The 11,856-nt window shown below is 63.0% G+C and carries 13 protein-coding genes; 6 read left to right on the plus strand and 7 right to left on the minus strand.

The window, feature by feature from the left end:
• Both CK226_RS03935 and CK226_RS03940 read right to left on the minus strand, forming a co-directional pair.
• The gene (locus tag CK226_RS03935; protein WP_095771469.1) at positions 1–966 is read right to left on the minus strand and encodes an SDR family oxidoreductase; all 966 of its coding nucleotides are present in this window, start codon (positions 964–966) and stop codon (positions 1–3) included.
• A gap of 81 nt (positions 967–1,047) precedes the next feature.
• Positions 1,048–1,248: a KTSC domain-containing protein gene (locus CK226_RS03940; protein ID WP_095771366.1), complete on the minus strand. Its 201-nt coding sequence runs from the start codon at positions 1,246–1,248 to the stop codon at positions 1,048–1,050.
• 138 nt (positions 1,249–1,386) lie between these two features.
• Between CK226_RS03940 and CK226_RS03945 the strand changes: the two genes are divergently transcribed.
• Positions 1,387–2,001: an alpha-ketoglutarate-dependent dioxygenase AlkB gene (locus CK226_RS03945; RefSeq protein WP_095791103.1), complete on the plus strand. Its 615-nt coding sequence runs from the start codon at positions 1,387–1,389 to the stop codon at positions 1,999–2,001.
• Between the two features lie 22 nt (positions 2,002–2,023).
• Here CK226_RS03945 and CK226_RS03950 read toward each other — a convergent pair whose 3' ends face one another.
• On the minus strand, positions 2,024–2,809 hold the full coding sequence (locus tag CK226_RS03950) for an SDR family oxidoreductase (protein WP_095791104.1): 786 nt from the start codon (positions 2,807–2,809) through the stop codon (positions 2,024–2,026).
• 101 nt (positions 2,810–2,910) lie between these two features.
• Here CK226_RS03950 and uxuA point away from each other — a divergent pair, with 101 nt between their 5' ends.
• Positions 2,911–4,095 carry a mannonate dehydratase gene (gene uxuA / locus CK226_RS03955; RefSeq protein ID WP_095791105.1) on the plus strand — a complete coding sequence of 395 codons (1,185 nt, stop codon included), beginning with the start codon at positions 2,911–2,913 and terminating at the stop codon, positions 4,093–4,095.
• 13 nt (positions 4,096–4,108) lie between these two features.
• On the opposite strand, the gene CK226_RS03960 is transcribed toward uxuA, so the two are convergent.
• Both CK226_RS03960 and CK226_RS03965 read right to left on the minus strand, forming a co-directional pair.
• Positions 4,109–4,969: a sigma-70 family RNA polymerase sigma factor gene (locus CK226_RS03960; protein ID WP_095791106.1), complete on the minus strand. Its 861-nt coding sequence runs from the start codon at positions 4,967–4,969 to the stop codon at positions 4,109–4,111.
• Positions 4,969–5,445, minus strand: a complete 477-nt coding sequence (locus tag CK226_RS03965) for a carboxymuconolactone decarboxylase family protein (protein ID WP_095771468.1) — start codon at positions 5,443–5,445, stop codon at positions 4,969–4,971. Before CK226_RS03965 ends, CK226_RS03960 begins: the two co-directional genes overlap by 1 nt.
• Before the next feature lie 273 nt (positions 5,446–5,718).
• On the opposite strand from CK226_RS03965, the gene CK226_RS03970 reads away from it, so the two are divergent.
• Positions 5,719–7,158 (plus strand): FAD-binding oxidoreductase, encoded by a 1,440-nt coding sequence (locus tag CK226_RS03970; RefSeq protein ID WP_095771361.1) that lies wholly within the window; start codon positions 5,719–5,721, stop codon positions 7,156–7,158.
• Between the two features lie 124 nt (positions 7,159–7,282).
• Here the strand turns inward: CK226_RS03970 and CK226_RS03975 are convergent, their stop codons facing one another.
• On the minus strand, positions 7,283–7,486 hold the full coding sequence (locus CK226_RS03975; protein WP_245318050.1) for a hypothetical protein: 204 nt from the start codon (positions 7,484–7,486) through the stop codon (positions 7,283–7,285).
• Positions 7,487–8,008: 522 nt separating this feature from the next.
• Here CK226_RS03975 and CK226_RS03980 point away from each other — a divergent pair.
• The 3 genes from CK226_RS03980 to CK226_RS03990 all read left to right on the plus strand — a co-directional run bounded on the left by CK226_RS03980 (position 8,009) and on the right by CK226_RS03990 (position 10,658).
• Entirely contained in the window at positions 8,009–9,028 is a 1,020-nt protein-coding gene (locus CK226_RS03980; RefSeq protein WP_095791107.1) for an isopenicillin N synthase family oxygenase, read from the plus strand.
• A 298-nt stretch (positions 9,029–9,326) separates the two neighbouring features.
• The gene (locus CK226_RS03985) at positions 9,327–10,016 is read left to right on the plus strand and encodes an SDR family NAD(P)-dependent oxidoreductase (protein WP_095791108.1); all 690 of its coding nucleotides are present in this window, start codon (positions 9,327–9,329) and stop codon (positions 10,014–10,016) included.
• A 390-nt stretch (positions 10,017–10,406) separates the two neighbouring features.
• Complete coding sequence (locus tag CK226_RS03990; protein ID WP_095791109.1) at positions 10,407–10,658, plus strand: DUF768 domain-containing protein; 252 nt, start codon at positions 10,407–10,409, stop codon at positions 10,656–10,658.
• A 59-nt stretch (positions 10,659–10,717) separates the two neighbouring features.
• Here the strand turns inward: CK226_RS03990 and CK226_RS03995 are convergent, their stop codons facing one another.
• A complete protein-coding gene (locus tag CK226_RS03995; protein ID WP_095791110.1) occupies positions 10,718–11,854 on the minus strand; it encodes a P1 family peptidase in 1,137 nt (378 codons plus the stop codon).
• Positions 11,855–11,856: the final 2 nt, after the last annotated feature.

An 11,856-nucleotide genomic window follows, 5' to 3' on the forward strand; every position in this document is an offset into this window, starting at 1 on the left:
TCAATAGCCGCCGACCACGGGCAATATCTCGCCGGTGATGTAGCTCGAGCAATGTGGCGAGGCGAGGAACACATAGGCCGGTGCGAGTTCCTCCGGCTGCGCCGGCCGCTTCATCGGTGTGTCCGCGCCGAACTTCGAAACGTCGCCGGCCTCCTTGTCCGAAGGGTTGAGCGGGGTCCATACCGGACCCGGTGCAACCGCGTTCACTCGTATGCCCTTGCCGAGCAGATTGCCGGAAAGGGCGCGGGTGAAGGCATGGATGCCGCCCTTGGTCATGGAGTAGTCGACCAGCGCCTTCGACCCGTCGATGCCGGTGACCGAACCGGTGTTGATGATGGCCGAGCCCGGCTTCATATGCGGGACGGCTTCCTGTGCCATATGGAAATAGCCGTAGAGGTTGGTCTTCAGCGTCGTGTCGAAATGCTCTTCGGTCAGTTCTGCGAACTCGCTCGAATGAATCTGGAATGCCGCATTGTTGACCAGCACGTCGATGCGGCCGAATGCCTTGACCGTTTGCGCCACCGCGTTGCGGCATTCGTCGCGTTCGCTGACGTCGGCCTTCACCAGGATACAGCGCCGTCCCTCCGCCTCGACGGCGGACTTTGTCGCCTTGGCATCCCTGTCCTCGGCCAGATAGACGATCGCAATGTCGGCGCCCTCGCGGGCGAACAGAACCGACACCGAACGGCCGATGCCGGAATCGCCGCCGGTGATGAGAGCGACCTTGTCTTCGAGCTTTTTCGATCCGAGGTAGAAGGGCGCATCGTAGAGCGGCGCCGGTTCGATCGCCCATTCATCCCCCGGCTTGGGATGATGTTGCTCGGGAAAGGGTGGCTCGGGATATTTTCGGGCGCCGGCCTGCATGGCGTGTTGGCCCTTGCCGTTGCCTTTCGATTTGTCCCTGGCATCGATGCCACGCTGGATGCGACGCTGCTTGGCGGCTTCGCTGGCTGTCCTGCTCTGCATGGCTCTCTCCTCGGCTTCGAGGAGGAACAACGCGCGTCGGACGAAAAGGTTTGCGCAAAAAAGACGATCATGCCGCCCGCGTCATGCCACACGGCGGTAGCTGTAGTGATCCCTGATGAATTCATTGAAGAAGCGGCCTTTCGAGGCAGCTTTCCTGAAAGCGGCATAGGTTGCCGGGGCAACCTCCGCATAGTCGTAGCGATGGCCGCTCGGCACGAACCAGACGGAGAGGATTCTGGTCGCGGGATCGTATTGTGTGCTTCGGATCGCGGTCGACGGCATGTTGGCTACCTGACTGCTCAGCTAGATAAATCCGCCAGGCGTGGTTCCGGTTCCCAGTCGTCATTCATCGCATCATCCATCAACCACCGAGGCGCCGCTCGTATTGCCCTGCTGCTCCGCCCTCACCATCTAGGCGGGATGTCACGCCTCAAATCGAAAGCAACCGGCCGGGCCTTGGCATTCCAGCCTGACCTCTTTGGTGACGCCGAGGATTTGCCGGAGGGCTTTGCCTATCAGCCCGGATTCATCACGCAGCAGGAAGAGACAGAGCTTGCCCGGCATCTCGAGGGACTGCCGTTCCAGGCGTTCGATTTCCATGGCCATCTGGCAAACCGGCGTGTCGTCGGGTTTGGTCTGCGCTACGATTATGACCGGCGCGAAGTGGTCGAGGCGCTGCCGATCCCAGACTTCCTGCTGCCTGTGCGCGACAAGGTCGCGGCCCTTGCGCGCCGGCCTGTCGAGGCTTTCGCGCAGGTGCTGATCAATGAATACCGGCCTGGCGCCGGTATCGGCTGGCATCGCGACAAGCCGCATTTCGAGGATGTCGCCGGCATCTCGCTGCTGGCGCCCTGCAGTTTCCGGCTGCGGCGAAAGAGCGGTGACGGGTGGGAGCGCCGGACCATCGTCGTCGAGCCAAGATCGGCCTATCTCATGACGGGACCTTCGCGCACGGAGTGGGAGCACAGCATCCCGCCGCTTGCCGAGCATCGCTACTCGATCACCTTGCGGACACTGCGGTCTCGAAACCCCTGAGGCCAAGCCGATCGCCGAGGCTCTACTTGACGCCAATGCCGGCGGTCAGGCCGCCGTCGATCCTGTAATCGGCGCCGGTGCAGAAGCCGGCTTTTGACGAGCACAGGAAAGCGATGAGCTCCGCCACTTCCTCCGGCTCGCCGATGCGGCCAAGCGGATGGGCAGCGCCGAAGCGCTTGTAAGCTTCCTCGACATCGGCGTCGCTGCCGTGGTCGCCACGCGCGGCCTTTTCCAGGATCGGCGTGCGGATCGAGCCCGGGCTAACCGAATTCACCCTTATGCCTGCTTCCGCGTAATCGAGTGCGAGCGAGCGCGTCAACGTGTGGATGGCGCCCTTGGTCGTGGCATAGGCGGCAACGTTCTGCTGACAGGCGAAGCCTTGCACCGAGGCGACGTTGACGATAGCGCCGCCGCCGCGCTTGATCATTTCCGGAATGCCGAAATGGGCGGTCAGGTAGATCGAGCCGACATTGACCGTCATTGCCCGGTTCCAGGTTTCCCAATCGGTCGTCGTCGCGGTCCCGTAGGGATGGATCGCAGCGGAATTGACGATAATGTCGATGCCGCCGAATTTCACGACGCCGGCGACTACCGCGTCGCGAACCTGATCGGAAACGGACACGTCGACCGTTTGCACCAGCGCATCCGCTCCGGCCTTGGCAAGGCTTTCCTGCATGGCGGCATTGGCGGCTCTGTCGATGCCGCAGGCGACGATCGCCGCACCTCCCTGCGCCAGCCGCCTTGCGGTGGCGAGCGCGATGCCGGTCGTCCCCGTCACCAATGCCACCTTGCCGTCGAAATCCTTCATCGCAGGAGCTCCTTCATGCGCAACAAAAACCCGGTTCTGAGTTTGACACTCATCGTAGTCAAACAATAGGTTGCCGGTCTCTCGCAAAAAGGACAGTTGCAATGGAACAGTGCTGGCGCTGGTATGGTCCGGATGATCCGGTGACACTCGATCATGTCAGGCAGGCCGGTGCCACCGGCGTGGTTTCGGCGCTTCACCACATCTACGATGGCAGGGCCTGGCCCGAAGCCGATGTGCTCGAGCGCAAACGGATCATCGAGGCCGCCGGCCTCACATGGTCGGTGGTCGAGAGCATCCCGGTCCACAATTCCTTCAAGATCGGCGCGCCGGAACGCGAGCGCTACGCCGGCTACTATCGCGACAGCATCCGCACGCTCGCCAAGGCAGGCATCAAAACGATCTGCTACAATTTCATGCCGGTGGTGGACTGGACGCGCACCGACCTCATGTATCGCCTGCCGACTACCGGCTATGCCTTGCGTTTCGACGCCATCGATTTTGCCGCCTATGACCTTTTCGTGCTGCAGCGCAAGAACGGCGTCGCCAGCTATACTCCGGCGCGGATTGCCGAAGCCGAGAAGCGGCTGAAGGCGTTGACGCCAGAGCAGGTCGATCAGATCGAGCGCAACCTCATCGCCGGCCTGCCGGCAACCGAGCGCAAGTATGACCGCGACAGTTTCCGCGAGGCTTTGACGGAGTATGATGGGATTGGGCCTAAGGAGTTGCGCGACAACCTCGCCTGGTTCCTGCGCGAGATCATTCCGGTCGCCGAAGAGGAGGGGGTGCGCATGTGCATCCATCCCGACGACCCGCCCTTTTCGCTCTATGGCCTGCCGCGCGTCGTTTCGACCGCGCAGGATGCTCGCTTCATCCTCAGCGCCGTCGACAGCCCGGCCAATGGGCTGACCTTCTGCACCGGCTCCTACGGCACGCGCGCCGACAACGACATCGTCGCCATGGTCAAGGAATTCGCCGACCGCATCCATTTCGTCCATCTGCGCAACATCACGATCGAGGAGGACGGCTCGTTCTATGAAGCCGAGCATCTCGAGGGCGGCACCGACATGGCGCATGTCATCCTCGCTCTGATGCAGGAGGAGGCACGTCGTCGCAAGGAGGGCCGTGCCGACTGGCGCATCCCGATGCGGCCGGACCATGGCCACCTGCTCGCCGACGACATCGGCAAGAAGAAGATCAATCCCGGCTACTCGCTGATCGGCCGGCTGAAAGGCCTCGCCGAGTTGCGTGGCATCATGCGTGCGGTCGAGCAGCTCGGGCTGGCGTGACCAGCCAGGCACCTCAATGCAGGTGCCTGAGCTTGTCGGGATTGCGCACGACGTAGATCGCCGCGATCTTCCCATCCTCGATGTCGAGTGCGGTGGTCTGGAATTCGCCATCGGCTTCCAGGGTGACGAACCCCGGCAATCCGTTGATGAAACCGACGCGGACAAGCTTCGAGCCATGCGTGCGCAACCAGGCGGCGACCTGTTCATACTGTCTCATGACGGCATCCAAGCCCAGGGCCGGCTGCGTGGCCGCCGGGCGCTTGCCGCCACCGTCGGCATGGGCGATGACATCGGTCGCCAGCATGGCGCCAAGCGCCTTCATGTCGCCGCTGCGCGAGGCCGTGAAGAAGGCCTCGGCCAGCGCCAGGCCGCGTTGCCTTTCTACCGTGAAACGGGGCCGCGCCTCGCGGACATGGCCACGCGCCCGGGCCGCGAGCTGGCGGCAGGCCGCCGGGTCGCGCTCGATGGCGGCCGCGACCTCGTCGAACCCGAGCCCAAACACATCGTGCAGCAGGAAGGCGGCACGCTCGAGCGGAGACAGGCGCTCCAGCACCAGCATCAGCGGCAAGGTTACGTCCTCCACCTCGTCCTCTTCCACAACGGGGTCGGGAAGCCAGGGGCCGACATAGGTCTCGCGTTTGTGCCGCGCGGATTTGAGCTGGTCGAGACACAGCCGCGTCACCGTGCGGCGCAGGAATGCCTCGGGTTCGCGGACGGCACTGCGGTCGGCCTTCATCCAGCGGATGAAGGCCTCCTGCACGGCATCCTCGGCGTCCGACACCGAGCCCAGCATGCGGTAGGCGACACGCATGAGCTTTGGACGCAGCGGGCCGAAGCCCGCCGCGGCGTCGTCGTCGGGCGCTGAGCTAGTCATCAGACCGCGGCCACCCGGGCGGCCTTCACGGCAGCCGGGTCGGCATACAGGCCGAAACCGACGGCGATGCGGTTCCAGGCGTTGATGATGTTGATCGTCAAGGTAAGCTTGATCTGCTCCTCCTCCGTGAAATGCGCCTTCAACGCATCATAGGCGCTTGCATGGCTGGTACCTTCCGAGAGCCGGGTCAAGGCCTCGGTCCAGCCGAGTGCGGCGCGTTCGCGGTCGCTGTAGCAGGGCGCTTCACGCCAGGCGGGCAAAAGGTAGATGCGCTGCTCGGTTTCCCCGTTCTCGCGCGCTTCTGTGGCGTGAAGATTGATGCAGTTGGCGCAGCCATTGATCTGCGAGGCACGCAGCTTCACCAGTTCGGTGAGGCTGTGCTCGAGACTGGCGGCGGCGGAGAGCTCGATCGAGGATCGCTGCCAGTTCTTCATCAGCGAAGGGGCGGCGGCAAAGAGGTCGATTTTTGCGGTCATGGTGGGCTTCCTTCTGTTGGTGCCGACCGCATGACGAGGCAGCATCTGCCAGTGTGACATGCCTGCCAGGATTTTTTGTCCGCTATGCATCGTTCCCCTCAGTTGCTCCGGAATGCTTCGCGGCGTCGGCCAAGCGACCTTCGACTGGTCACCGCCCTTGATGCGCGCCAAGCGGCGGCTCACCGTCTGGCGTAACTTGCGCGATGTCTAACATAAGAGCAGAATTGAAGGCGTTTGAAGGAGATCGGCTCATAAGCAAATCGGGAGGAAACCATGAACACCATGAGCCTCACCACGCTTGATCGCGGCAAGACGACAATCGACGCCGCAACCATCGAAACGCTTTCGGCACAATTGCGCGGCACACTGCTTCAGCAGGGGGACGCAGCCTACGACGAGGCCCGCACCATCTGGAATGCCATGGTCGACCGGCGCCCCGGGGTGATCGTGTGTTGCGTGGGCGCCTCCGACGTCATCCGTGCCGTAAATTTCGCCAGGGAAAACAGGCTTCTCGTCTCCGTGCGCGGCGGCGGCCACAACATTGCCGGCAGCGCCGTCTGCGATGGCGGCCTGATGATCGATCTGTCGCCGATGAAGTCGGTGCGGGTCGATCCCGCCGCACGGCGGGCATGGGTTGGACCCGGCGCCACGCTCGCCGATGTCGACCGCGAAACGCAGGCCTTTGGGCTGGCGGTGCCGACCGGCATCAATTCGACCACCGGCATATCAGGCCTGACCCTGGGCGGTGGCTTTGGCTGGATCACCCGCAAATTCGGCCTGACAATCGACAATCTTGTCTCCGCCGATGTGGTCACCGCCGACGGCATGTTGCTGCGCGCCAGCCAGACGGAAAATCCGGACCTGTTCTGGGCATTACGTGGCGGCGGCGGCAATTTCGGCATTGTCACGGCATTCGAGTTTCAGCTCCACCAGATGGGTCCGCAGGTTCTGTCTGGGCTTGTCGTGCATCCTTTCGCCGACGCCGAGAAGGTGCTGGAGGAGTATCGCAACGCGCTCGAAACAGCGCCCGACGAACTGACCTGCTGGGTGGTCATGCGCCAAGCGCCGCCACTGCCCTTCCTGCCGGCCGAGTGGCATGGCAAGGATGTTCTGGTGCTGGCCATGTGCTATTGCGGTGATCTCCAGGCGGGAGAAAAGGCGACGAAGAAGCTTCGCGCCATCGGTTCGCCGATAGCCGATGTCGTCGGCCCCAACCCGTTCGCCGGCTGGCAGCAGGCATTCGACCCATTGCTCGCCCCCGGCGCCCGCAACTACTGGAAGAGCCATGACTTCACCGAGCTCTCCGACAGGGCAGCTGAGGTCGTCACCGAAGCGATACGTGAGCTTCCTGGCCCGGAATGCGAGATATTCATCGGCCATGTCGGCGGTGCGGCGGGCCGTGTGGCGCAGAACGCGACGGCGTTTCCGCAACGCAGCTCGCACTTCGTCATGAATGTCCATGCCCGCTGGCGCGAACCGGCGATGGACAGGGCTTGCATCGGCTGGGCGCGCGGCCTCTATGAGGCGGCCAAGCCCTATGCCGCCGGCACAGCCTATGTGAACTTCATGCCTGAGGACGAGGTCGACCGGGTGGAAGCGGCCTATGGCGGCAATTACCAGCGGCTTCTGGAGATCAAGCAGCTCTATGACCCGCTGAACCTGTTCCGCATGAACCAGAATTTGTGGCCGAAACAAAGCCGGCGGGCCGCCTGAGCCGCCCGCATGGCAGTGACGAAAGCCCGCGCCTCCGCTACAGGCGCGGGCTTTCGCATGGCCATGGGTCTGGCTCTTCCGCGGCTCAGTTCAGATGGGCTGCCACAGCGTCAGGCGCTGGTCCTCACGAAACCGTCTCCGTTTCGTGCGCGGGCAGCGCCGCCGCCAGCCGGTTCGCCCACTCCTCGATGCCGGCCCGGTTCGCCAGCAAATCCTGCCGGATCTCGACGAGGACGGCGGGGATGCCCCGATCGTCGCCATGGACAGGCACGGCGTAGTCGGCGTCGCGGCTGATCACATAGGGCACGTTGGCCGGCCCGAGCCGCATCTCGCGATCTCCTCTTGAGCGATCGGCCCCTCAGGGAACGGGACCAAAGCGATTAACGCCGGTCTGGACAATCGCCCTCGAGACAATAGCTCTCAATTCGACAGGAACGGGTAGCTGAAAGGTGGTTGCCAATAGTGTTTGATATTACGGCGGACTGTTGCCGCGATGTGGCCCAATCAAATCGCCGAATGACAGGCACGATTTCGCCCTTCTGCCTTGTACTTGCGGGCTGAAAGGACGGTGCTATCGAAGCAGCCGCCGAGCGAGGCGGAGCGGCCCCGCTTCGCCTGAATTCCTTCGGACCGCGCTCATCATCCGCTTGTCCCTGCGAATGGAAAAATTGTTCGTCACGGCAGCGCCTAAGGGCCGATCGTTCCTTTCCCGGCCATCCGAAGTCGATAAGACTAGCGCGCAATGATGGCGGTTAGGGTCGCGCAAAAAGTGCCTGCATGTTTAATCGGCTGGGTTTTTCGGACGGAATTTTCAAACAACATCCGGAAAGCACTGGGAAAGGAGCTTGATATGCCCAGAATAGTGCCTGTGCTCGATCTGAGCCGTCTTGAACAAGGCGCGTCGGAACGCCGGACATTTCTGGCGGATCTTCGTTCCGCGTCGCGCGACATCGGCTTTTTCTATCTGGCCGGGCATGGCATCTCCTGGGCGGAGATCAGCGAGGTGCTCACCGCGTCGCGCCAGTTCTTTGCCTTGCCGAAGGCCGACAAGCTGGCGATCGAGATGGTCAAGTCCTCGCAGTTTCGCGGCTACACCCGCGCCGGCGGCGAACTGACCAAGGGCAGGGAGGACTGGCGCGAGCAACTCGACATCGGCGTCGAACGCCAGGCAATCGCGCAAGGGCCGGGAATTCCCGCCTGGACGCGGCTGCAGGGACCGAACCAGTGGCCCGCGGCGCTGCCGGATCTCAAACCGGCTCTGCTTGCCTGGCAGAGCAAGGTGACGGCCGTGGCGATCCGGCTGCTGAAAGCCTTCGCGCAATCGCTCGATCAGCCCGAGGATGCCTTCGATCCGATCTACAGCAGCGAGCCCAACCATCGCATGAAGATCGTGCGCTACCCCGGCCGTGATGCAACCGATGGCGACCAGGGTGTCGGCGCGCACAAGGATGGTGGCTTCCTGACACTGCTGCTCCAGGATGACAATAAGGGGCTGCAGGTCGATTATGACGGCAGCTGGGTGGATGTGGACCCCATCCCCGGCACGCTCGTCGTCAACATCGGCGAATTGCTCGAACTGGCCTCCAACGGCTATTTGCGCGCGACCGTGCATCGCGTGGTGACGCCGCCCGCCGGCGTCGAGCGCATTTCGGTGCCGTTCTTCTTCAGTGCCAGGCTCGATGCGACGATCCCGCTGCTTGGCCTTTCCGAGGAACTGGCGGCACAGGCGCGCGGGCCGGCCAGCGATCCGGACAATCCGCTGTTTCGCGATGTCGGAACCAATGTGCTGAAAAGCCGGCTACGCTCGCATCCCGACGTCGCTCGGCGCCATTATGCGGATCTGCTCGAAGGGGAAAGCCGGATTGGCTGACCTTCCTCCGCAAGAAAGGACAGGATTTTCGCCATTCTGCCCGATCTTTGGAAAACAATTCGTCGTATCTGTCCGCGAATCGGTTCAAAAGAGCAAAATCCGTTCGGTGTTTTCCTCCCATTTCGCCGAGCGGTGTTCCCCTCTGAAGGTTATGACCTTCTTTTTGGCCGGGCCGGTTTCGCGCCCGGCCTTTTTCTAGCCACGTTGCGCGTTGCCGTCGCCGCGCTGATCCGGCAAGTTCACCACAGCTCATTCGCCAGCCATCGACCGCGGTCCCGTGGAAAGAAGGAGAGGTTTCATGACATCCAATGTCGCAATTATCGCCGGTGCGGGTTCCGGCTTGAGCGCCTCGCTGGCGCGCCTCCTCGCGAAGGAAGGGTTCAGCGTCGTTCTGGCCGCCCGCAACATTGAGAAGCTTGGTGCCTTGCAGGCCGAGACCGGCGCGCAGGCCGTGGCAACGGATGTTTCCGATGCCGCGTCGGTGGAGCACCTGTTCGATGTCGTCGACAAGGCCGGTCCGCTCTCGCTGGTGATTTTCAACGCCAGCGGACGCGCCCGCGGACCAATAGCCGAACTCGATCCCGAGGCCGTCTGTCAGGCTTTGCTGGTTGGCGCCTATGGCGGGTTCCTGGTTGGCCAGCAGGCGGCTCGCCGGCTTGTCGCGCGAGGATCGGGCTCGATCCTTTTCACCGGCGCGACGGCCAGCGTGAAGGGGTTCGCCGGCTCCGCCGGTTTTGCCATGCCAAAATTCGGCTTGCGCGGGCTGGCGCAGTCCATGGCCCGTGAACTGGCGCCGAAGAACGTCCACGTCGCGCATTTCATCATCGATGGCGCCATTGCTTCGGCCGCGTCCGGACAGGAGTCCGGGCCGCAGGATCGCCGGCTGTCCCCGGACGCGATCGCCGAGGCCTATCTCTCCATTCATCGCCAGCAGCGCAGCGCATGGACCTGGGAGATGGAGCTCAGGCCCTGGGTTGAGACCTTCTGAAGGGGCTGGCGAGGTGCGACGTTCCGGGAGTCGACATTGCATGGGGATATCACTATATAGCGGCGGCTTCGACCGGCGCGCCAAAGCGCAGCCCTCCGGAGCGACTGTAAAAATGTGTTACGCATTGCGCCATCATTTGTGACGAAAAATCGGCTGGAAAACCGGAAAAGCAAATAGAAACAGTGGCGCGAAGCTGGATTGATCCAGCTCACGGAAGCAACCCTCCAGAATCAGAAATGTGCTTGAATCCTCGATTTCCTTTGGCTCTGTGGACCCTGCACGGCATTGACTTGCCGGCTGGCCGCGACTCGGCTGGAATGGGAGGATGCATCCTTTGCGGGATGCCGACGTTTATGATTACCAACGGCTTTGCCGCCAGGGAACAGCAGTATGAGTGAACACGCGATCGAGTTCTTGCGGGGATGGATCGGCGAAAAGGTCCATTGCCAGTCCCAGGCCAGGATCGACAAGCAGGCTGAGACCTTGGCCAGGGAATGTGCCGCCAAGGCTGCGGAAATCGGTATTCCCCTGGAAGATATCCAGGAAGAAGTCGGCGACATCCAGGAACTCATTGCCTCCCGGCTCGAGGAGGCCGCCGAGGCCGACGAGGACCAGCATGCGGTCAGCAAGGCCGCGGAATAGATTTTACCCGGAACTCTCTGTTATCTGAATGCGCGGGCCCTTCGGCCCGCGTTGTCGTCTCAGCCGAACGTTTCTTTCAGCCCGAATTTCTCTTTGACCCACGCCTTCGGCAGCGCCGGCACGAAATTGCCGTCGCGCCCGGTCATGTCGTCATTGGCGGCCAGGGCGTTAAGGATCGATTCCTCCACCGTCTGGATCACCGCATCGAAGAATGGATCGATGTCTGTATCGGGAATGAAATCGGCCTTGGCGATCCGGCCCGACGGCGCAAGTGCGGCGGCAGGATTGGCTGTCGAGAAGGCGAGAAAGATGTCGCCCGAACTGTGATAGCCAAAGCCGCCGGTCATCGCGACGCCCAGCGGCACCCGGCGTGCCAGCCGCTTCATCTGGTGCGGCAGGAACGGCGCATCGGTGGCGACAACGGCGATGATCGAACCCTTTTCGGCGCGCGGCGTGCCTTCGCGGATCGCGGGCTCCGCGAGTTCGGATCCGGCGCGCAGGCCACGAACGGTGAAATTGCGCCGCTTGCCGAAATTCGACTGCACGAAGGCGCCGACCGTGTAGGAATTTCCCTGCCACCCTATGATGCGCGACGCCGTGCCCGAGCCGGCCTTGAAGCCGAAAGTGATCATGCCGGTGCCGCCGCCGACGCTGCCTTCCTCGACCGGGCCGCCGGTTGCGCCATCGAGTGCCTGGGCAACGTGCTCTGATGTCAAATGGTGGCCATTGATGTCGTTGAGAAACCCGTCATAGGTCTCCGCCGCCACCGGCAGGCCCCAGGCGCTGTCGACCGCGATAGGCAGTACGCGTTGCATCCAGCGCAGCGTGCCATCACGCGAAACACCGCAGGAATGCGTGTTGGTGATGGTGATAGGGAAGTTGAAAGCGCCGGTTTCCTCGATGATGTGCGAGCCGGTCAGCTCACCATTGCCGTTCTGGCTGAAGATGCCGGCGAAGACCGGTGTAGCCAGGTCGGCGCGCGGTCTGGGCAGGATCGCCGTGACACCGGTGCGCACCGGCCCCTTGCCGACGATGAGCGGCCCGTCGCCTGAAATCAGCGTCGCATAGCCGACCGCGACACCGGGCACGTCGGTGATTGCGTTGAACGGCCCGGGCGTTCCGTCGAAACCGATGCCGAAGCTGCGTGCGCGCGGCTTGCCGCTCGGCGTGGCCAGATGGTGCGGATTGTCGGTCATGG

It is taken from the genome of Mesorhizobium sp. WSM4311 (assembly GCF_002295115.1).
Taxonomy (GTDB): Bacteria; Pseudomonadota; Alphaproteobacteria; order Rhizobiales; family Rhizobiaceae; genus Mesorhizobium.

Excerpts from the sequence above, each read along its gene's own strand:
- CK226_RS03995 (WP_095791110.1), bottom strand. The coding sequence starts at position 11,854 with ATGACCGACAATCCGCACCATCTGGCCACGCCGAGCGGCAAGCCGCGC.
- CK226_RS03990 (WP_095791109.1), top strand. The coding sequence starts at position 10,407 with ATGAGTGAACACGCGATCGAGTTCTTGCGGGGATGGATCGGCGAAAAG.
- CK226_RS03950 (WP_095791104.1), bottom strand. The coding sequence starts at position 2,809 with ATGAAGGATTTCGACGGCAAGGTGGCATTGGTGACGGGGACGACCGGC.
- CK226_RS03970 (WP_095771361.1), top strand. The coding sequence starts at position 5,719 with ATGAACACCATGAGCCTCACCACGCTTGATCGCGGCAAGACGACAATC.
- CK226_RS03960 (WP_095791106.1), bottom strand. The coding sequence starts at position 4,969 with ATGACTAGCTCAGCGCCCGACGACGACGCCGCGGCGGGCTTCGGCCCG.
- CK226_RS03935 (WP_095771469.1), bottom strand. The coding sequence starts at position 966 with ATGCAGAGCAGGACAGCCAGCGAAGCCGCCAAGCAGCGTCGCATCCAG.
- CK226_RS03940 (WP_095771366.1), bottom strand. The coding sequence starts at position 1,248 with ATGCCGTCGACCGCGATCCGAAGCACACAATACGATCCCGCGACCAGA.
- CK226_RS03975 (WP_245318050.1), bottom strand. The coding sequence starts at position 7,486 with ATGCGGCTCGGGCCGGCCAACGTGCCCTATGTGATCAGCCGCGACGCC.
- uxuA (WP_095791105.1), top strand. The coding sequence starts at position 2,911 with ATGGAACAGTGCTGGCGCTGGTATGGTCCGGATGATCCGGTGACACTC.
- CK226_RS03965 (WP_095771468.1), bottom strand. The coding sequence starts at position 5,445 with ATGACCGCAAAAATCGACCTCTTTGCCGCCGCCCCTTCGCTGATGAAG.
- CK226_RS03985 (WP_095791108.1), top strand. The coding sequence starts at position 9,327 with ATGACATCCAATGTCGCAATTATCGCCGGTGCGGGTTCCGGCTTGAGC.
- CK226_RS03945 (WP_095791103.1), top strand. The coding sequence starts at position 1,387 with ATGTCACGCCTCAAATCGAAAGCAACCGGCCGGGCCTTGGCATTCCAG.
- CK226_RS03980 (WP_095791107.1), top strand. The coding sequence starts at position 8,009 with ATGCCCAGAATAGTGCCTGTGCTCGATCTGAGCCGTCTTGAACAAGGC.